The 20,730-nt window shown below is 43.5% G+C and carries 15 protein-coding genes; 7 read left to right on the forward strand and 8 right to left on the reverse strand.

What is annotated here, in order from left to right; translation table 11 throughout:
* Nucleotides 1–446: 446 nt before the first annotated feature.
* The 4 genes from EAE90_RS10555 (at nt 447) to htpX (ending at nt 5,050) form a co-directional block, all read left to right on the forward strand.
* Nucleotides 447–944 (forward strand): GAF domain-containing protein, encoded by a 498-nt coding sequence (locus EAE90_RS10555; RefSeq protein WP_214053452.1) that lies wholly within the window; start codon nt 447–449, stop codon nt 942–944.
* Nucleotides 945–1,039: 95 nt separating this feature from the next.
* Nucleotides 1,040–1,747, forward strand: a complete 708-nt coding sequence (gene proQ, locus EAE90_RS10560) for an RNA chaperone ProQ (RefSeq protein ID WP_214053453.1) — start codon at nt 1,040–1,042, stop codon at nt 1,745–1,747.
* A 19-nt stretch (nt 1,748–1,766) separates the two neighbouring features.
* Nucleotides 1,767–3,818: a carboxy terminal-processing peptidase gene (gene prc, locus EAE90_RS10565; RefSeq protein ID WP_214053454.1), complete on the forward strand. Its 2,052-nt coding sequence runs from the start codon at nt 1,767–1,769 to the stop codon at nt 3,816–3,818.
* 344 nt (nt 3,819–4,162) lie between these two features.
* On the forward strand, nt 4,163–5,050 hold the full coding sequence (htpX, locus tag EAE90_RS10570; RefSeq protein ID WP_036805251.1) for a protease HtpX: 888 nt from the start codon (nt 4,163–4,165) through the stop codon (nt 5,048–5,050).
* A 65-nt stretch (nt 5,051–5,115) separates the two neighbouring features.
* Here the strand turns inward: htpX and EAE90_RS10575 are convergent, their stop codons facing one another.
* The 3 genes from EAE90_RS10575 to hxpB form a co-directional block, all read right to left on the reverse strand.
* Complete coding sequence (locus EAE90_RS10575) at nt 5,116–6,507, reverse strand: L-cystine transporter (protein ID WP_214053455.1); 1,392 nt, start codon at nt 6,505–6,507, stop codon at nt 5,116–5,118.
* Nucleotides 6,508–6,694: 187 nt separating this feature from the next.
* Nucleotides 6,695–7,243 carry a metal-dependent hydrolase gene (locus tag EAE90_RS10580; RefSeq protein WP_214053456.1) on the reverse strand — a complete coding sequence of 183 codons (549 nt, stop codon included), beginning with the start codon at nt 7,241–7,243 and terminating at the stop codon, nt 6,695–6,697.
* A gap of 224 nt (nt 7,244–7,467) precedes the next feature.
* Nucleotides 7,468–8,133 (reverse strand): hexitol phosphatase HxpB, encoded by a 666-nt coding sequence (hxpB, locus tag EAE90_RS10585; RefSeq protein ID WP_214053457.1) that lies wholly within the window; start codon nt 8,131–8,133, stop codon nt 7,468–7,470.
* Between the two features lie 185 nt (nt 8,134–8,318).
* Here hxpB and EAE90_RS10590 point away from each other — a divergent pair, with 185 nt between their 5' ends.
* Nucleotides 8,319–8,861 (forward strand): YniB family protein, encoded by a 543-nt coding sequence (locus EAE90_RS10590; RefSeq protein WP_214053458.1) that lies wholly within the window; start codon nt 8,319–8,321, stop codon nt 8,859–8,861.
* 57 nt (nt 8,862–8,918) lie between these two features.
* Here EAE90_RS10590 and EAE90_RS10595 read toward each other — a convergent pair whose 3' ends face one another.
* From EAE90_RS10595 to EAE90_RS10615, 5 genes are all read right to left on the reverse strand, one after another.
* Nucleotides 8,919–9,785, reverse strand: a complete 867-nt coding sequence (locus tag EAE90_RS10595; RefSeq protein ID WP_214053459.1) for a fructosamine kinase family protein — start codon at nt 9,783–9,785, stop codon at nt 8,919–8,921.
* A gap of 118 nt (nt 9,786–9,903) precedes the next feature.
* Nucleotides 9,904–10,791, reverse strand: a complete 888-nt coding sequence (locus tag EAE90_RS10600; protein WP_214053460.1) for a metal ABC transporter permease — start codon at nt 10,789–10,791, stop codon at nt 9,904–9,906.
* The gene (locus EAE90_RS10605) at nt 10,788–11,663 is read right to left on the reverse strand and encodes a metal ABC transporter permease (protein WP_214053461.1); all 876 of its coding nucleotides are present in this window, start codon (nt 11,661–11,663) and stop codon (nt 10,788–10,790) included. The genes EAE90_RS10600 and EAE90_RS10605 overlap by 4 nt, the downstream gene beginning before the upstream one ends.
* The gene (locus tag EAE90_RS10610; RefSeq protein ID WP_110086455.1) at nt 11,660–12,556 is read right to left on the reverse strand and encodes a manganese/iron ABC transporter ATP-binding protein; all 897 of its coding nucleotides are present in this window, start codon (nt 12,554–12,556) and stop codon (nt 11,660–11,662) included. Before EAE90_RS10610 ends, EAE90_RS10605 begins: the two co-directional genes overlap by 4 nt.
* Entirely contained in the window at nt 12,553–13,473 is a 921-nt protein-coding gene (locus EAE90_RS10615) for a metal ABC transporter substrate-binding protein (protein WP_422615989.1), read from the reverse strand. Before EAE90_RS10615 ends, EAE90_RS10610 begins: the two co-directional genes overlap by 4 nt.
* Nucleotides 13,474–13,691: 218 nt before the next feature.
* Here EAE90_RS10615 and EAE90_RS10620 point away from each other — a divergent pair, with 218 nt between their 5' ends.
* Nucleotides 13,692–14,360 (forward strand): transglycosylase SLT domain-containing protein, encoded by a 669-nt coding sequence (locus EAE90_RS10620; RefSeq protein ID WP_214053462.1) that lies wholly within the window; start codon nt 13,692–13,694, stop codon nt 14,358–14,360.
* A 948-nt stretch (nt 14,361–15,308) separates the two neighbouring features.
* Nucleotides 15,309–20,730, forward strand: a 5,422-nt coding sequence (locus tag EAE90_RS10625) for a non-ribosomal peptide synthetase (protein WP_214053463.1), incomplete at its 3' end; no start/stop codon positions are given.

Consider the following 20,730-nt stretch of genomic DNA (forward strand, 5'->3'; position numbering starts at 1 on the left):
TTTGGTGTGGTAGTAAGGAGCCAAAGTGTTGGTGATGGTTTGGTAAATGCAATAATTCTACGGATAAATTGTTTGAATGTTTTGTTTTTTACTACACAACTAGTCAACTCTCAAATGAAAGAGGCTAATGAGCGACACTGTTATCAGATAATTGATCTTTATAATTGTGGAAAAGTTCAATTTAATTTTATTATATGGGGACCTAGAGGTGCTGACAGTGAATCATATTCATACTGGTTGTGCCTCTGATAATGTTTTGCTAAGTAGTGTGATATCTCACAAGCTTTTGCGAGTATTCAATAAATATATTAAAGAATATCTTATTAAAGATAGTAAAGAATTTACGTCAGTGTGACAGACTGTTAACCTTATTGTTATGGGCATTTGATATTTTTTTGATATAAAAATAGAGATGCGTTTTGTGAATTTCATCGGATAGGTCAATTATGAATAAAAATGAGTTCTATCGGGAGCTTACGGGGGACTTAAAAGCTCTGTTGTCTGGTGAGTATGACTTAATAGCGACATTGGCTAATGCCAGTGCATTGTTGTATGAACGCTTGCATGACGTTAACTGGGTTGGCTTTTACCTGATTGATGGTGATACGTTGGTGTTAGGGCCATTTCAGGGAAAAGTTGCTTGTGTCAGAATACCTGTTGGCAAGGGGGTATGCGGAACGGCTGTATTGGAAAAGCGTATCCAGCGTGTTGATGATGTTCATATGTTTCCTGGCCATATCGCCTGTGATGCTGCTAGTAACGCTGAAATTGTGTTGCCGTTGATCGTAAACGATAGAATCATCGGTGTATTGGATATTGATAGTACGGTCTTTAATAGGTTCGACGAGAAAGACGAATTTGGCTTACAAGCCCTTATTGATGGGCTTTGTGCTCATTTAGAACAGTGCGTTATGCCTAAATATGTTGAATTGAATGTAACTTAACATATGGATAACGTGGCATTTATCAGCAACGCTATTATAATGACGCCAGTTCATGCCTATGCTGGTTGGCAAAACCGTTGTAATCAGGAAATTTCATGGAAAATCAACCTAAGTTGAATAGTAGTAAAGAGATTATTGCTTTTTTAGCTGAGCGTTTCCCGCTCTGTTTCGTAGCTGAAGGTGAAGCTCGTCCTTTAAAGATCGGTATTTTTCAAGATATCGTTGAACGTATTCAGGACGAAGAGTGTTTAAGTAAAACACAACTGCGCTCCGCCTTACGTCTGTACACATCAAGTTGGCGCTATCTGTATGGTGTTAAAGAAGGTGCACAGCGTGTTGACCTTGATGGTAATTCATGCGGTGAATTGGAAGCGGAACATATTGAACACGCTCTCCAGCAACTGACTGAAGCCAAAGCACGAGTTCAGGCACAGCGTGCGGAGCAAAGAGCTAAGAAACGTGAGGCTGAAAATGCGGCCGCTGGTGAAAAAAATGAACGGCCCGTAGCCAAGAAACCAGCTCCCCGTCGCCGTGCTAACAATACTGAGGGGGAAAAACGGCAGCAACAACCACGCCAACAAAAGCGCCCTCAGCAAGCACGTAAGCCAGCTGCTAAACCTGCTCAACCTGTACCGGCTCAGATTATCGATGTTTCATCGCTGAAAATTGGTCAGGAAATTAAAGTAAGAGTGGGTAAAAGTTCAGTGGATGCTTCTGTGCTTGAAATCGCCAAAGATGGTGTACGAGTACAATTGCCTTCCGGTTTGGCAATGATTGTACGCGCAGAACATTTACAGTTCTGATACGGAGGCCAACCTGGGCATGAACAAATTCGTCAGACTGGCTTTTGTCTTAGGTGTTTCAATTTTTGGTACTTGTTATGCAAATACAAACAGTCCGGTGGCTGTTCCTGTCCGTATTGAACAACTACCTATATTGAAGCAAGAACCTCAGCATTCAACCGTGAGCGAGCGGGTAACATCCCGCTTCACTCGTTCTCATTATCGCCAATTTGATTTAAATGGTGATTTTTCGGCAAAAATATTTGATCGCTATCTCAATATATTGGATTACAGCCATAACATATTATTAGCGTCAGATATTGCTCAGTATGCCGATAAGAAAAAGTTGTTAGGCAAGGAATTGGAAAGTGGGAATCTGGAAATTCCATATGACTTGTTTAATTTGTTACAGAAACGTCGCTTTGAGCGTTATCAGTACGCTTTATCGCGTCTTGAACAGCCAATGAATTTTGATGGTAACGATACAATTGATGTTGATCGTTCCAAAGCCCCTTGGCCGCAAAGTGTGGAAGAGCTAAATAAACTTTGGGATGCTAAAGTTAAATATGATTGGCTTAACCTCAAGCTCAGTGGTAAAGAGGACAATAAAATCAAAGAGATGCTTACCAAACGTTATCAATCTGCGTTAAAACGTCTGACACAAAGTCAGAGTGAAGACGTTTTCCAATTGATTATGACTGCGTTTGCTCGTGAAATTGATCCTCATACCAACTATCTTTCACCACGCAATACTGAGCAGTTTAACTCAGAAATGAGTCTTTCCCTGGAGGGGATTGGTGCTGTTTTGCAAATAGATGATGACTACACGGTTATAAATTCTTTGGTTGCTGGTGGACCTGCCGCCAAAAGTAAAGCATTAAACGTGGGCGATAAGATTATTGGTGTTGCTCAGTCTGGAAAGTCTATGGTGGATATTATTGGCTGGCGTCTGGATGATGTGGTTGCGCTGATTAAAGGTCCTAAAGGGAGTAAAGTACGACTTGAGGTTATTTCTGATACCAAAGGAGCAAAACCACGAACTGTTACTTTAACTCGCGAACAGATCCGTTTGGAAGATCGGGCTGTGAAGATGTCAGTTAAGACAATCGGTCAGGAAAAAGTGGGCGTTCTTGATATCCCTGGTTTTTATGTCGGTTTGACTGATAATGTTAAAACGCAATTACAAAAACTGATCAAACAGCATGTCAGTGCTATTGTCATCGATTTGCGTAGCAATGGTGGCGGCGCACTGACAGAAGCGGTTTCTTTATCAGGTTTGTTTCTCCCAAGTGGTCCGATTGTTCAGGTTAGAGATAATAATGGGAAAATCCGCCAGGATTCTGATACCGATGAAGTGGTGTACTATAAAGGGCCTTTAGTTGTTTTGGTAGACCATTTTAGTGCTTCTGCTTCTGAAATTTTTGCCGCGGCAATGCAGGATTATGGGCGAGCGTTGATTGTTGGTGAACCGACTTTTGGTAAAGGCACCGTCCAGCAATATCGTTCTTTGAGTCGTATTTACGATCAAATGATGCGCCCTGATTGGCCATCACTAGGTTCTGTCCAATATACGATTCAGAAGTTCTATCGCGTGAATGGCGGTAGTACTCAGCGTAAAGGGGTGACTCCTGATATCGTAATGCCAACGGGGGTTGATCCGGCAGAAACGGGGGAAAGTTTCGAAGATAATGCTTTGCCTTGGGATAGTATTCCTCCTGCCCGTTATACAGGGTCTAAAGTTATTGCTGCATTAGTTCCCCAGTTGAACACCGTTCACAATGCTCGCATTGCAAATGATCCAGAATTCAAGTACATCAATGAGGATATTGCTCACTATAAAGCGATGAAAGAGCATAAAAATATTGTTTCTCTGAATTACGCACAAAGGGAGAAAGAGAATAAAGAAGCGGATGCTCTGAAGTTGAATCGCATAAATGATCGCTTTAAACGCGAGGGTAAAAAGCCGTTAACTTCACTGGATGATTTACCTAAAGATTATCAGGGGCCAGATCCCTATCTTGATGAGTCAGTGAAGATTGCACTTGATTTAGCGCATCAGCCTGCTGAGAAAATGTTAGCTAAATCTAAGTAAAATAATAGGTTAAAACCTGTCAATGATTAATGCCCTATACCGTTCGCTTGGGATGTTTTGAGTGAACGGTATATTGGGTTTTCAGTAATATGAACAACCTTTTTAAGGTGTTTTTTCTTTTCAGGAAAGATGAATTGTTTCACATTTTCTCAGCATTGCCGGGTATTGGAGTATTTTGTTTAACCAATTGGTGTTAGGCTAATGTGATTTTTTTATGATTTTGTAAAGTTGTGTTGATCTTATCGCTTAACGGGTTAAAAGCCTTGAATATAGCAAGAACAGCCTTATTTATAGAGTAGTTCTGAAAGTGCATTTATGATTATTAATAAAGGAAGCCGGTTTTTATGATGCGAATTGTTTTGTTCCTCCTCACTAACCTCGCTGTTATGTTGGTGTTCGGGATAATACTTTCTTTGACAGGAATTCAGAGGAGTAGTGTACAAGGTCTAATGATTATGGCTGGCCTGTTTGGTTTCGGGGGAGCATTTGTTTCCCTGTTGATGTCCAAATGGATGGCTCTGCGCTCTGTGGGTGGTCAGGTCATAGAACAGCCAGCAAATGAAGTTGAACATTGGTTAGTTGAAACTGTTCGTCGTCAAGCGGAACAGGTCAATATTGCCATGCCCCAGGTTGCGATTTATGCCGCACCTGATATTAATGCATTCGCTACTGGAGCGCGTCGTAATGCTTCTCTGGTAGCTGTCAGCACCGGTCTATTGGACAACATGAGTAGGGCAGAAGCAGAAGCTGTTATTGCTCATGAGATTAGTCATATTGCTAATGGTGATATGGTGACAATGACCTTGTTGCAAGGGATAGTAAATACTTTCGTGATCTTTATTTCTCGTCTGTTGGCTCAGGCTGTATCAAGTTTCCTGTCTGGCAACAGTGATGAAGAAGAGAGTAACTCCTCTGGCAATCCGATTGTTTACATGGTTGTTTCAATGGTGCTGGAAATAGTATTTGGTATTCTGGCGAGCATTATCACAATGTGGTTCTCCCGTTATCGCGAGTTCCATGCAGATGCAGGTTCTGCTAAGTTGGTTGGTCGTGAGAAAATGATTGCGGCTTTACAACGCTTGAAAACCAGCTATGAACCGCAAGAAGAAGGCAGTATGATGGCGTTCTGTATCAATGGTAAATCAAAAACATTCAGTGAGTTGTTCATGTCTCACCCGCCATTGGACAAACGTATTGAAGCGCTGCGTAGTGGACAATACCTGAATAAATAGTCCTGAATAAAATAACAAAGCCGGGAAATCAACCCCGGCTTTTTTGCAGTTTTTGAAGTTCTAAATTATAGCTGACTTAATTCAACCTGTTCTTCCTGATCGAAGATAGTTTTATCCGTTTGTCCCATCAGTTGGCTGGTAATAGTACCAGCGGTCATTGAACCACTTACATTCAGTGCTGTACGACCCATATCGATGAGAGGCTCAACAGAAATCAATAAAGCAATCAACGTTACAGGTAATCCCATTGCGGGTAAGACAATCAGTGCGGCAAACGTAGCACCGCCACCCACACCGGCAACGCCAGCAGAGCTGATGGTGACAATGCCAACGAGTGTTGCAATCCACATTGGGTCAAGAGGGTTTATACCCACTGTTGGAGCAACCATTGCTGCCAACATGGCGGGATAAATCCCAGCACAGCCATTCTGACCAATGGTTGCTCCGAAAGATGCTGAGAAACTGGCGATAGATTCTGGTACGCCAATACGGAGTGTCTGGGTTTCGACATTCAGCGGAATACTGGCTGCACTGGAACGGCTGGTGAATGCAAAGGTCAACACTGGCCAGGTTTTTTTGAGGAATCTAAATGGATTGATGCCGATAAGAGAGAGTAGAAACCCGTGAACAACAAACACCAGCGCTAGTGCAATGTAGGATGCGATGACAAAGGTTCCCAGTTTTGCAATTTCATGAATATTAGAGTTGGCGACAACTTTGGTCATCAAGGCCATAACACCATACGGCGTTAAGCGCATAACCAAACGGACCAGTTTCATTACCCATGCTTGTATAGTATCGATAGCGACTAATATGCGTTCACCCCTCTCATGATCATCTTTCAACATTTGTAGGGCGGCGATACCTAAAAAGGCTGCAAAAATGACAACGCTGATAACAGAGGTTGGATTAGCGCCGGTTAAATCTGCAAATGGATTTTTAGGAATAAAAGATAAAATCAATTGTGGTACAGATAAATCAGAGACTTTGTTGGCGTAGTTGTTTTCGATAGCAGACAGGCGGTTTGTTTCTTGAGGACCTTGAATTAGACCTTCAGCAGTCAAACCGAACAGGTTGATAATAATGATACCGATAAGCGCTGCAATCATTGTAGTAAATAGCAACGTTCCAATGGTCAGAAAACTGATTTTTCCTAGAGAAGATGCTTTGTGTAATTTGGCGACTGCACTCAGAATAGAGGCAAATACCAGAGGCATAATGACCATTTGTAGAAGCTGTACGTAACCATTACCTACAATGTTGAACCATGATATGGATTCCTTCACTATGGTATTATCAGAACCATAAACTAGTTGCAGTGCCAAGCCAAAAATAATGCCAATGGAAAGGCCAGCAAAAACTTTTTTTGACAGGTTCCATTGTCGTGAACTGGCTTTTGACAATAGCAAAAGCAGTGCTACGAAGACGAGCACATTCGAAATGAGTGGTAAATTCATCCCCAAACTCCAGAATTCAATTTAGTTGAGTCATAAGTTGTATCGAATCGTGTAAGTTTGCAAACGAACACATTACAACAAGCAGTTGGGGAATATAGTATCAGCTTAAATTATTCTCATTTATAACTATATGGAATTTTATATAATAAATGTGACTTTTAAGATTGATTTTTAGTCAATTAGAGCATTAGAAATAGAGATCTTTAATGCGATTGATATAAAAAAATACAGAGCATTCAATATGTTCTGGTAGGAAAATGGCAATGACAATTAATAGAGCAGAAATAAACCTTTCTGCTTTCTTGTTTCCTTGCTTGCCAAGCACAGGTAGACAGAAACGTATTTTAATTGGCCATAATAACGGCACACCCGCAGGTGTCAGCATATCTGCAATCAGGTGGCTCAAATAGCCAACAATCATGGCATGGAAAAAATCAGTTGGGATTAGCCACTCTTCCGGTATTTTTAGCCAAAATAAAGTGATTCCTAATATGAGAGCAAGTAAGCTGTGAGTAAATCCTCTATGACCGCAGAGTTTGGCAACGGGAATGGAGATAAATCTGAATAATCTACCCAAGGTTGAATTGGGGTGATCGATATCGGGTAACAAGGCAGTAAGCAGCACCCCTGGCAGCATATGCAGCCAGTCTCCATTAGCTATCTCTGGTGTTATTTCTAGCTTGTGTGCCAAGACAATGCTGGCAACGGAAAATAAAAGATGCCCTTCTGCGGTCATAAATTCCTCTGACTAATAACTGTCTATCCATACAGTCGGCGAAGTATAGAGGGTTTTACGTGGGTAAGATAGAGGGTGAAAAGCAAAAATATCTTATTTAATAATATATAACGTTAATATCTAATTAGCTTTTTGTTTGACAGAATAAGACATAAGCGCCACGGCTATTATGTAAACAATTAAGAAACTGCCATCGGCACAAATGATGGCAGTTAAAGTTATAATCAGGTGATATTTATTACAGTGAGTTGTTCGAGAGAATGAAGTTTAATATCTGCTAGAGCCCAACGGGGATCATCAAAGTGATGAACGGATGGCACAACGATTGAGCGCATTCTTGCAGCTTTCGTTGCTATCATTCCATTAAATGAATCTTCCAGGGCTACACAACTTATCGGAGCGACATCCAATTGTTCAGCGGCACGCAAATAAACTTCGGGATTGGGTTTACTGTAAGGTAATTTGGCAGCAGAAACGACGGTATCAAAATAGTGATCAAGGCTGAACATTTCGAGCACTTGTTCCAACATATATTGTGGAGAGGCTGAGGCCAGGCCGATTTTCAGTCCCTGTTTGCGGCAAAGGTTTAAAGCATATTCAACACCTGGGAGTAAAGGCCGGTTTTCTTTTACCAAATTGATAACATGGTCAGTAATTCGCTGTTCCACTTCTGATTTTGATGCCCCTTGCCAGGGAGAAGCTTGGTACCAAAGTTCCACAACCTGGTCAATCCGTAGTCCAAGAGTATCTGGTAGTTTTTCTGCTAAAGAAAAATCCAAGCCTAACTCACTAAATACTTCTTTTTCTCCTTGGGTCCAATAGGGTTCAGAGTCAATCAGTAAACCGTCCATATCAAAAATGGCCGCTTTTATTGGTAAATGAAAAGACATTTAGTATCTCTCTCTGGTCAGACAGTTAGCGAAAGCTGATTGTAACAACCTCAGTAGATGAAATCTTTTCCTGAATGGGAACATGGTAAGAAATCCTTAGTTAATTAAATATAAAGTTAAATTTGGTGATTGATGGGCTATGATTAGCCAAAAATAAAATCTGCTGATTGCTATGAGGGGTATCGATGACTTACCAAAAAGCCGGATACATCGCTATTATTAAGCGAGTTTTAGGTTGGATGATTTTTATTCCGGCACTTTTATCGACCATTGTTTCTGTGATCAATCTTGCCTGGTTGCATGGTATTAAAGGTGATGGTATCAATGCTGTTTTGGATGATTTGCTGAAAATGATGGCTGAAATGGTGCGGTTTAATACCCCATTTCTGGATTTTTTCTGGAAAAATTCTCCAACACCTGATCGTCTGGCTGATTTTACTGGATCAACACTTGGTTTCCTGATTATCTATTTTCTTATTTTTTTCGGCCTTGCTATGAATGCATCAGGTCAACGTATGTACAGGCAAGTGAAGTTTGTACGCGAAAATATTGAAGATCAGCTTATTATTGAAAAAGCTAAAGGCAATAATGGACTGACAAGAGAACAGATTGAATTAAAAATTAAACTTCCTCGTCATACACTGTTCAGTCAGATTTATATCTTATATATTTCACCGGTCATTATCGGTGCAATTTTTTATTTTCTATTGAAAATCTTAGGCTGGTAGGTTCTCCGGTTGGCTATAGCTGCGGAATAAGGGTTTCGCAGCTTGATTAGCCACTTATTAGCTATTTTCAGTCAAAATATTATCAATAATATTTTGAACCGCAGTAAGATTATCACCACCAAACAGATTACACCGATTAAGCAAATAATAGAGCTGATACACAGGTTGTCGTTCGATAAAGTTGGCAGGGAGTGGCCATACGCTCTGATAGCCATCGAAAATTTGCATCGGTAAATCAGGGTATAATGGTAACATAGCGAAATCACATTCACGATCTCCCCAATAACAGGCAGGGTCGAAGGCAACCGCTTGATCATCTAGTGACGCGCAATTAGCTGGCCAGAGATCGCCATGTAAAAGAGAGGGTTGTGGCTGATGGTGTTGAAGTTTGTTACTTATGGCTTGAACAATATTATCAATATCACCAAACATCATGTTTTTTTCTGCTGCGATTTGTAATTGCCAACCAACCCGCTTTTCCGCATAAAATTGGTGCCAACGTCGTTGCCAGCCATTGGGTTGTGGTGTCGTTGCCAGCATATTGTCAAAATCAAAGCCGAACTGAGGTTGCTCACTCCATTGATGAAGTTTTGCCAGTTGTTGACCGAAGCAATAGGCACTGTGAGGGTCAAAAGATTTTAAAGGCAGAAATTCAAGCAATAGAAAGCTATGGTTGCGGGTGTTGCCAATACCATAAACAGTTGGAACACGGATAGTTTGGCTGCGTGCCAAGAGTTCAAGTTGTTCTGATTCTGCTTTGAAGACAGGGAGCATTTCCCGCAGGTTTGATTTGACAAAAACTTGTCGTTTTCCATGTGTGATTCGCCAAGCTTGGTGGATATCCCCTCCGGCTAACTCAGTTTTATCGTGAATTTCAGCAACACCGAAATGTTCGTTTAACAAACGATTTACTGCTTGCCACATGGTTCACCTCTCTACGTCGTTAATTACTTTATGAACAATTATAGTCAGAGAAAATATATGATCAGGTAAAAAAGATGATTAGCAGGGTTATATCTCAAAACAGATATAACCCTTTTTGTTATTGGTTGGGTTCGTTAGAGATTTGTAGCGCAGATTGATACGTTTTACGTTTGGATTTTGTTCTTACAAGTTTTATCTGACTATAAGCCAGTGCTAGTGTAAAGAAGATAGCTTGGACAATAACAATGCATGGCCCCGTGGCGCCATCAATGTGGAAACTGATCAGAGTACCCAGGACACAGGAACTGACCGATGCAATGATAGCGACAATTAACATTCGGTCAAAACTGCGGCATAGCATGAAAGCGATAATTCCTGGCGATATTAACATTGCAATAACCAAAATCATTCCCACCGCTTGCAGGGAAGCGACGATGGTCATGGACAGTAGGCAAAGCAAGCCGTAATGCAAAAGTTTAACAGGTAATCCTACTACACGTGCTTGGTTCGGATCGAAACAATAAAGCATGAAGTCTTTGCGCTTTAGCAGTACTACCGCCATAGTGATACCGGTGATCCATAATGTTTGACTCAACTCATCTTTAGTGATACCTAGTATATTTCCGAACAGAATATGAGTCAGATGTTGGTCGGTATCCATACGGGCAAAAAGAACTAAACCAAAGGCAAACATGCCTGAAAAGACTATTCCCATGACAGTATCTTCTTTTATCCGGCTATGTTCTTTCAGATATCCTGTTGCAACAGCACAAAAGATACCGGAAAGGAATGCGCCAATAGCCAGCGGTATACCGGCAGCGAAAGCCAGCACAATACCGGGTAATACAGCGTGAGAAATAGCGTCACCCATTAACGACCAGCCTTTAAGAACCAGATAACAAGAGAGTATTGCACATACTGCGCCTGTTACAATCGCGGCGAATATTGCCCGTTGCATAAATGGGAACATAAATGGCTCAGTGAGTAGCTGTATTAACTCATTCATGGTTGTGTCTCCTGAGCCAATGCTGAGGATTCTTTTTTGGCACGCATACGTGAAGCAAATAGTCCATGTTTTGGTGCAAAGAAGAATGCTAGTAGGAAAATAATGGTTTGCAGCGTGACAATGACACCACCAGTAGCGCCGTTAAGAAAGAAACTTAGGTAAGCGCCAAATGCGCTGGTCAGGGAACCAATAGCAACAGCAATGATCAGCAGGTGCTTAAAACGGTCAGTTAATAAATAAGCTGTTGCTCCTGGAGTGACTACCATTGCAATCACTAGAATAGCGCCGACAGTTTGTAGAGCTGCGACAGTACAAGCACTCAATAAAGTAAAAAAAATGATTTTCATCCGCAAAGGAGATAAGCCGATAGAGCGCGCATGTGTTTCATCAAAAAAGACAATGAGCAAATCTTTCCAGATAAACATGAGCACGATAAATGAAATTGCGATAATGATTTCAACTTGGAGAACATCTTCATCAGCGATGCCAAGGATATTGCCGAAAATAATGGTTTGTACGTTAACGGATGTAGGATTGAGAGAAACGATTAACAAGCCGGCGGCAAAAAAAGTGGAAAAAATGAACCCGATTACCGCATCTTCACGTAAACGAGTGATATGACGAACCAAAGTCATAGATAGCGCGGCCAACATTCCGGTAAAAAAAGCGCCACCTGCATAAGGCAGACCTAATGCGTAAGCACCGGCGACGCCAGGCACAACTGAGTGAGAGAGAGCATCTCCCATCAATGACCAGCCTTTTAGCATCAGGTAGGAAGAAAGGAAGGCACAGACGGCACCGACGATGGCGCTAACCCAGATGGCTTTTACCATGTAATTATAGTGAAAAGGTTGCAGCAAAAGTTCTGTCATGATTGACGCTTCTCCTTATGCTGACTCTGACGCGGTGGAACATGGTGATCATGACCATAAAATACGGCTGCGCGTTCATCATCAGTAATAACAGTTAAGGAGCGTGGGTCATCATCATCATGTAATTCTGGGCCGGATAGATTAATATGACGAAGCACTCCACCAAAAGTCATCTCTAAATTTTTTTGGGTGAAAGTTGTTTCTGTTGGGCCGCTTGCCAGAACAGTCCGGTTGATTAAGATAACGTGATCGCAGAATTCAGGCACGCTACCGAGGTTATGTGTGGAAACCAGAACCAGATGGCCCTCATCACGTAAATCACACAACAGGTCAATGATGGCATTTTCCGTTTTTACATCAACACCAGTGAAAGGTTCATCTAGTAATAGAACTTTGCCTTCTTGAGCCAGAGCCCTTGCAAGAAAAACCCGTTTTTTTTGCCCGCCTGAGAGTTCCCCAATTTGCCGGTTGCGTAGGGCTGTTAAGCCGACACGTTCAAGAGCTTTATCAACCGCTTGGTGATCTTTTTTACTTGGGATTCTCAGGAATCCCATTTTCCCATAGCGGCCCATCATAACGACATCAGAAACCAATACTGGAAAGTTCCAGTCGACTTCTTCTGTTTGAGGGACATAGGCAATGATATTTTTTTTCAAAGCATTTTTGACTGGCATATCACTCAAAGTGACTTTTCCCTGAGATGGGTTTACCAGCCCCATGATGGTTTTAAACAATGTGGATTTACCACTACCGTTAATACCCACCAACGCACAAATAGTTCCTCCAGTGATAGAAAAACTTGCATCATAAATAGCTGTGTGACCATTGTTATAAGTCACAGTAGCGTCATCAACGACTAAATGAGGACGTTCAAACAGCATATTGCTATTCATTGATTAAATCCTTTTGCGATTGTATCTACAGTTTTGTTCAGTAAATCAATATAAGTTGGTACTGGGCCGTCACTGCCGGAGAGTGAATCTACATACAGAACGCCGCCATAACGAGCATCGGTTTCTTTACTGACTTGTTTCGCTGGTTTATCTGAAATGGTACTTTCGCTAAACACAACGGGGATTTTATTTGCTCTTACAGTATCAATGACATGACGAACTTGTTGTGGTGAACCTTGCTCTTCCGCATTGATTGGCCATAGGTAAACTTCCTTGAATTGGTAATCTTTAGCCAAATAGCTAAAAGCCCCTTCGCTGGTGACTAACCAACGTTGATCCTGTGGAATACGGGAAAGACGTTCTCTCAATGGAGAATCCAGTTGTGCGATTTTTTCAGCATAGGCTTTGGCATTCCTATTATAAATTTCTGCATTTTCAGGATCGTATTTTACAAATGCTTGGCGGATATTCTCAATATAGACCAGAGCATTTGTGGGCGACATCCAGGCGTGAGGATTAGGATTCCCATTGTACGGCCCTTCACGGATAGGTAGTGGTTCAATGCCGTCAGTAATAACAACGGCAGGTACATCTTTAAGGTTTTCAAAGAAGCGTTCAAACCAGCGTTCTAGATTTAGCCCATTCCAAAGGATCAAATCAGCATGTTGAGATTTTATAATATCTTTGGGGGTAGGTTGGTAATCATGGATTTCAGCGCCAGGTTTAGTAATTGATTCAACAATCGCTGCATCACCCGCTACGTTTTGTGCGATATCTTGAATGATGGTAAAGGTCGTGACAACTTTAAATTGTTTGGCGGCGGATGCCTGATGACTAAACAGAATTACGGATAAGAGAATCGGCATAATTCCCAATACAGAAGGAGAAAGTAAAAGCAGAGAGAGTTTTTTTTTCATCAATTCAAACCTTACTTGTTATAAGTATATGATAACGATTATCAATATCATTTAAGTAAAGTCAAGATTATAAAATTAGGAAACAACGATTGTTGCGACAGTCATTCCATAATGATATGAACATGAATACAGTGAAAAGTTAAGTAAAAATATTTTTAGATTGTAAACGAAATTGTATATGCTGCGCTTTAGTAAAATTTGATCCAGAGGATTATAGGGTGAAATTAAGACTGAGCTTTATGGCACTGGTCGTGCTGTTAGTCGGTTGTGCAGAGAGAAATGCTCATCAAACAAATGCGGGTAAACAGTCCGGTCAGCAACGTATGCTTAGCAATACTGCCGACACAGCTAGAATTTCTTCTTTCCCGCCAACGCCTTTTGACACCTTTATTCAACAGGCATCCAATCGGTACGGCGTAGATGAAACGCTTATCAGAGCTATTATTCAAGTTGAATCCGGTTTTCGCCCTGATGCAGTCAGTAAATCGAATGCAATTGGTCTTATGCAGATTAAAGCATCGACCGCAGGGCGGGATGTGTATCGACAGAAAGGGCGTCTTGGTCAGCCGACAATTCGTGAGTTGAAAGATCCTAAAACCAATATCGATCTTGGCACTGCTTATATCAGTATCCTGAAAGAACAACATTTGGCAGGTATTGATAACCCTGAGACTCTTTACTATGCCACTATTGTTGCTTACGTAAATGGTGCGGGTGCTCTTTTACGTACTTTTAGCGCAGATCGTCAATTAGCCGTTAATAAAATAAACCGCATGACGCCGGATGAGTTTTATCAGTATGTTCAGGATAATCATCCGGCACCTCAGGCTCCACGCTATTTATGGAAGGTAAAAAAGGCTTATCGTTCGTTAGTATTGGCAGATTGAGTTACTGATAAAAATGACGATTCCATTTGCGACAGCCTCGCATTGGCGAGGATTTACAGCGGTTTTTGTTAAATTTAACTGTAAAAGACTTGCTCTTAATCTGTAGTAGATTCTGGGAGATAAAATGTCCCTCCTTTAATATTGATTGTGGAGGAGGGGGTTTTAATATATATGTTCACTGGTGTTTACAAGCTAAAAGGTATGAGACCTCATTTCAATTTACATCATGCGATGGTAAATATCGTTTGATATCCGATAATTCATATCTATCTAAAGAATGGCTCTCTTAGAATATGTTGCTTAATAATCAATACGGTATTTCACCAATGTTGATCTCAGCTATATTATAACAATCTAATATAGTTAGATTGATTTTAATTAGAAATTATTTCCTTATGGGGTGAAAGATAATTAACTTTTACATTAATTATAGCGATTTATTATCATGAAAAAACATGTGCTGAAATCAATTTTAGCCTGAACTTATATTTTAAAGTAATTAAATATACGGGATGTCTTTGTAAATGTTTAATAAATTGTATTTGATGCGGCATTTCATCTGCTCCTTGTTTGAAGGGGAGGTGTTATTTTTCAATAAATTATAGAAGTTTTCTCATGTTAATAGTCGTTGATGATTTTAGTCTAAGCTATGGCATTAAGCGTCAATAAAAAGTGCTTATCCGAAAAACAAGGATGAAATAGAACATATATTTACGTTTCATGAATGACCATTTCCCGTTATTAGGAAAGCTATCATTACAGAATTGTTAATAAATAAGTTATTTACATCCAACTCCAGAGAGAAAGCGTTGCCTGAGTATTTTAATTGATGTTTATCGTGCCCATTTTTATTCCGCCTGGGATAAGTGGGACAAAATAGAAAAACACTTGTGATGATTGCCAAGAATGATAGTTGCCAAATATCTAACAGATTTATTGAGGTAGTAGATGAAAGATAGCATTACTAAAAACGCGGAAAGTATCCTTAAAAACGAACTTCTCTCTCAGGCACCAGAAAATATAACCAATAACGTAAAGAATATACCTGCTTTGCCACGTCATTGCGTCGTGGTCGGGGGAACGACCCTTGCAATATTCTGTGCTGAACAAATTCAGGCGGCCGGACATACGATACATACAATACTGACTACCGATATCGTTCTGCAAACATGGGCTGTCCGGCAAGGGATAGTTTGTGTGAACTCTGTTGAAGCATTACAAGCGCAAATTGCACAACACCCTGTAGACTGGCTTTTCTCAATTGTTAATCCGATTATCCTGCCGATCTCGCTGATTGAGCAGATTCGCTGCGGTGCTTTTAATTATCACAATAGCCCTTTGCCACGTTATGCGGGCAGTCATGCAACTTCTTGGGCACTGTTAGCGCGGGAGACACATTACGCCGTTTCATGGCATTGCATTGAGGCGGGTGTGGATACCGGTGATATTGCCGTGCAATGTCCGGTATCTATTGAGGAGCACGATAATGCGTTTTCATTGAATCTGAAATGCTATCAAGCGGCTCAAGAAGGATTTATCAAACTGCTTCGGGCTCTTGAGCAGGACAAGTTGGTAACTTATCCGCAGGATTTGACACAACGGAGTTTTTATACTCAGTCTCGTCGTCCCGATGGTGGGGGATATCTGTGTTGGCAGCAGACGGGTGAGGCACTTTCAGCTTTAGTGCGGGCGTTAGATTTTGGCGAGAATTATTTAAATCCACTGGGTTGCCCGAAGCTGTTACTGAAATGGGGCACAGTGCGAATTTCTTGGCTTCAACGGCTGAAACACTATTCTGGGGGAGCTCCCGGTACGTTGATTGCGATAGAGGAGGATGCTTGGCAGGTAACAACCGGAAGTGAGGATGTTCGAATCGGTGGTTTCGCCACGCTTGAGGGAAAATTACTGTCCTCTGGGGAACTTGCTGATATATCAGAACTTGGACTAGGCAAGCAGCTGCCTCTGCTTTCTTCACAACAAGCTGAGAATGTAAAAAATACCCTCCAGACATTGGCACCCAGTGAATTATTCTGGCGTGAGCGTCTTGCCTCTTTTCTGCCCTTCCAATTACCTTTCGAAATCAAACCAGTCGGGGAGTCAACAGAACCTGAATGGGTGTTGAGTGCCTGGCAACCTCCGCTATTAAGAAATGGTGATAAAACCCCGATACAGACACTGTTACAAACATTCGCTATTTATCTTGCACGTTTGACTCATCAGACCGAGTTCCAAATCGGTTGGTGTGTGGATAGGGTAAAGGATGAATCGGATGTGTTGTCTGTTTTGGCGCCGGTAGTGCCAATGAGTATTAAGGTGGAATTTGATCAGCCGTGGTATGCGGTAGTGAACTGGATGGATGATGAACTTGCACGGTTGGCGCAGCATCGTACATTTTGTCGTGATCTCCTTTCTCGTTCCCCTTCGCTGTGTGCTATTCCGGCATTAACAACAAGCTACCTGTGGCAAGTTGCCGTCTCTTTCATACCAGATGACAAATCGTGGGAGCAGAATGCGTTAGGTGAATTGCTAACGCTCCAAATCAATACTCAAGGTGGTTTTCGCTGGCTCTACGACGTAACTCGTTTGAAGACGGAAGCGGTTCAGCGAATGAGTGAACATTTACAGGTGTTGGCCTCATCGGCAGGAGAGGGTGATGACATTCCCGTCTGGCAGCTTAATTTGTTGTCTGAGGCTGAACGCAAATTGCTGCTGGAAACCTGGAACGCGACTGAAACGGTATATCCTGGCCGGTCATGTATTCACCAGTTGTTTGAACAACAGGTGGAGAAGACCCCTGACGCTACAGCGCTGGTGTATGAAGAACGCATTCTCAACTATGCCGAATTAAATGCCCGTGCTAATCGGCTGGCGCATCAACTGATTACGTTGGGAGTCGCACCAGAGCAGCGGGTGGCAATTTGCGTTGCGAGTTCACCAGCGCGGATAGTGGGGCTGCTGGCAGTACTGAAAGCGGGTGGCGCCTATGTACCGCTAGATCCGGCTTATCCGGGGGAACGTCTGGTTCATATTTTAACCGATGCTGCGCCGGCTATTGTGCTGGCGGATAATACTGGATATGCCGCGTTAGGCGAAAAAGTACTGGCGGAGTTGACTGTACTGGACCCAAATTCATTACCAAATCAGCCGGATAGCAATCCGCAAGTACCGGCATTAACCCCACGCCATTTGGCGTATGTGATTTATACCTCCGGTTCGACTGGCATACCAAAGGGAGTAATGGTCGAACATCGTGGGCTGGTTAACCTGATTCAGGAAAAAATCGTTCAGTTTGATATTCATCCGGGTAGCCGGATGTTGCAGTTTGCTTCATTTGGCTTTGATGCCAGTGTCTGGGAAACCATGATGGCATTGTGCAGTGGGGCCATTTTGTCGATCCCTGCCGATACGGTTCGTCAGGAGCCCCGCTATCTTTGGCATTATCTGGAAGAGCAGGCGATAACCCATGCTTGTCTGACCCCGGCCCTGCTCCGGGAGGGGACCGATTTACCGGAAATGACGATAAGACCGACGTTGATACTCGGTGGTGAGGCACCCAGCGCAACGCTGCTTCAGGCATTGAGTCGTCGGGCAACGGTGTTTAATGCGTATGGCCCGACGGAAATCACGGTATGTGCGGCCACCTGGCGTTGTCCGTCAGACTACACTGAGGGCGTCATTGCTATTGGGCGTCCGACAGCTAACACACAGGTTTATTTGCTGAATACTGATGGCCAGCCAGTGCCGTTAGGCGCGGTTGGAGAGCTCTATATTGGCGGTGTCGGGGTAACGCGAGGCTATCTCAACCGCCCTGATTTGACTGCGGAACGTTTTCTAGCAGATCCGTTTAGTGATAAGCCGGATGCTCGCCTGTACCGGACCGGGGATTTGGCCCGCTACTTGCCAGACGGCAATCTGGAATTTCTGGGCCGTAATGACCAGCAGGTGAAAATCCGGGGTTTCCGCATTGAACCGGGGGAAATTGAAGCCCGATTGCTGGAACATCCGGCGGTGAGTGAAGCTCTGGTGCTGGCTCTGGGCGATGGTCAGGATAAACGGTTGGTGGCTTATGTGGTGGCAGAAGTGGATGACCGGTTGGTTAACAGCTTGCGTGTCTATTTGAGTGCCATTTTGCCGGATTATATGGTGCCAGCAGCCTTTGTGCGCTTGGATACCTTGCCGTTGACGCCAAACGGCAAACTGGATCGCCGGGCATTGCCAACGCCGGGGGCGGAAGCCTTTGCCCGTCAGGTTTATGCAGCGCCGCAAGGGGAGATAGAAACCTTATTGGCCGCTGTCTGGAGCGAATTATTGGGTATTGAACAGATCAGTCGGCACGACAGTTTCTTTGCCTTGGGCGGCCATTCATTGCTTGCGGTGCGGATGGGTGAACGTCTGCGTCATGCTGGACTGACGTTGGCAGTGCGTGATTTATTTCAATCTCCAGTGTTATCTGAATTTGCCCAAACAGTAGGGCAATCACAGACGTTATTGGTGCCGGCGGATGTTATTACCTCGACAACCACGGCACTTACACCTGAAATGTTGCCGTTGATTGATCTAACTCAGTCTGAGATTGACCATATTGTGGCGCAGGTACCGGGTGGGGTTGCCAATATTCAGGATATTTATGGTTTGTCACCGTTGCAGGATGGAATTCTGTTCCACCATCTGTTGGCGAATAAAGGTGATCCGTATCTATTTGTTAGCCAAATGACTTTTGCTGACCGCGCCCTGTTGGACAGCTATTTAGTGGCAGTCCAACAGGTGGTTAATCGCCACGATATTCTACGTACCGCTTTTGTTTGGCAAGGATTATCAGAGCCGGCCCAAGTGGTTTGGCGTCAGGCTCAACTATCAGTCACTGAGCTGACATTAGACCCGGTTGACGGGCCGGTCCGTGATCAGTTAGCTCAACATTTTGACTTACATCATCATCGCCTTGATTTGAACCAAGCACCCTTATTGCACTTTGCGGTAGCGCAGGAGGAGGATGGGCGTTGGAGCGTACTGCAATTGCTGCATCACCTAATTGGCGACCATACAACGCTGGAAGTGATGAGAGGTGAAATTCAGGCTTATCTTGCCGGACAGGAAGGGAACTTACCTGTGCCGGTCCCTTTCCGCAATTTGGTGGCTCAGGCCCGGTTAGGGGTGAGTCAAGCCGAGCATACCCGCTTCTTTACTGAGATGTTGGCTGAGGTGGATCAACCGACGCTGCCATTCGGGTTGACGGAGGTCCATCGGGATGGTTCTCAGGTGACGGAATCGTACCGGATGCTACCCGCTACGTTGAATGACCGACTGCGCAGTCAGGCTCGGCGTCTGGGCGTCAGTTTGGCGACTTTGTGCCATCTGGCCTGGGCACAGGTGTTGTCACATACCAGCGGACAGGCGAAAGTGGTGTTCGGCACCGTGTTGTTTGGGCGGATGCAGGCCGGGCAAGGCGCTGACAGCGGCATGGGGCTGTTTATCAATACCTTGCCGTTACGACTGGATATAAATGATGCTTCAGTACAGGACAGTGTACAGGTTGCGCATACCCGGCTGGCGGAATTGCTAAATCATGAACATATGTCACTGGCATTGGCTCAACGTTGCAGTAGGGTGCCAAGGGAAACTCCGCTCTTCAGTGCTTTGCTGAACTATCGACATAATGATCAACCGACGCTTCTAAGTAAAGAGGTGCCAGGTATTGAATTCCTTGGTGCACAGGAACGAACCAACTATCCGTTTGTGCTGTCAGTAGAGGACGGTGGATCTACTTTGGGATTGACCGCTCAGGTAGTGCAGCCGTTTGAGCCGGAACGAGTATGCGGTTATATGCAACAGGCGCTGGAAAGTCTGGCGCAGGCTCTTGAGCAGCGTCCGGGGACACCGATACGAACACTGAATATCTTGCCGGCAGCGGAGAAAAAGCTGTTGTTGGAAACCTGGAATGCAACCGAAACGTCGTATCCAGATCACGGTTGTATTCACCGACTGTTTGAACAATGGACAAAGAAAAGTCCAGATGCCACAGCACTGGTGTATGAAGAACAGATCCTCAGCTATGCCGAGCTTAATACTCGTGCCAATCGTCTGGCGCATCAACTGATCGCGTTGGGCGTTACGCCGGACCAACGGGTGGCGGTTTGCGTGTCACGTTCACCGGCAATGGTGGTGGGGGTATTAGCCGTACTGAAAGCCGGTGGCGCTTATGTGCCGCTGGATCCGGTCTATACCGGTGAGCGTCTGGCACATATCCTGACCGATGCGGCCCCCGCTATTTTGCTGGCGGATAAAGTCGGGCGTGATGCGCTGGGTGAGAATACGCTGGCAGGGCTGACGGTACTTGACCCGAATAATCTGCCAAATCAGCCGGACAGTAACC

The sequence above is a fragment of the Photorhabdus caribbeanensis genome (assembly GCF_018448885.1).
GTDB classification, from domain to species: domain Bacteria; phylum Pseudomonadota; class Gammaproteobacteria; order Enterobacterales; family Enterobacteriaceae; genus Photorhabdus; species Photorhabdus caribbeanensis.

Excerpts from the sequence above, each read along its gene's own strand:
- proQ (WP_214053453.1), top strand. The coding sequence starts at position 1,040 with ATGGAAAATCAACCTAAGTTGAATAGTAGTAAAGAGATTATTGCTTTT.
- EAE90_RS10615 (WP_422615989.1), bottom strand. The coding sequence starts at position 13,473 with ATGAAAAAAAAACTCTCTCTGCTTTTACTTTCTCCTTCTGTATTGGGA.
- EAE90_RS10580 (WP_214053456.1), bottom strand. The coding sequence starts at position 7,243 with ATGACCGCAGAAGGGCATCTTTTATTTTCCGTTGCCAGCATTGTCTTG.
- EAE90_RS10595 (WP_214053459.1), bottom strand. The coding sequence starts at position 9,785 with ATGTGGCAAGCAGTAAATCGTTTGTTAAACGAACATTTCGGTGTTGCT.
- EAE90_RS10605 (WP_214053461.1), bottom strand. The coding sequence starts at position 11,663 with ATGACAGAACTTTTGCTGCAACCTTTTCACTATAATTACATGGTAAAA.
- htpX (WP_036805251.1), top strand. The coding sequence starts at position 4,163 with ATGATGCGAATTGTTTTGTTCCTCCTCACTAACCTCGCTGTTATGTTG.
- EAE90_RS10575 (WP_214053455.1), bottom strand. The coding sequence starts at position 6,507 with ATGAATTTACCACTCATTTCGAATGTGCTCGTCTTCGTAGCACTGCTT.
- prc (WP_214053454.1), top strand. The coding sequence starts at position 1,767 with ATGAACAAATTCGTCAGACTGGCTTTTGTCTTAGGTGTTTCAATTTTT.
- EAE90_RS10590 (WP_214053458.1), top strand. The coding sequence starts at position 8,319 with ATGACTTACCAAAAAGCCGGATACATCGCTATTATTAAGCGAGTTTTA.
- EAE90_RS10610 (WP_110086455.1), bottom strand. The coding sequence starts at position 12,556 with ATGAATAGCAATATGCTGTTTGAACGTCCTCATTTAGTCGTTGATGAC.
- hxpB (WP_214053457.1), bottom strand. The coding sequence starts at position 8,133 with ATGTCTTTTCATTTACCAATAAAAGCGGCCATTTTTGATATGGACGGT.
- EAE90_RS10555 (WP_214053452.1), top strand. The coding sequence starts at position 447 with ATGAATAAAAATGAGTTCTATCGGGAGCTTACGGGGGACTTAAAAGCT.
- EAE90_RS10600 (WP_214053460.1), bottom strand. The coding sequence starts at position 10,791 with ATGAATGAGTTAATACAGCTACTCACTGAGCCATTTATGTTCCCATTT.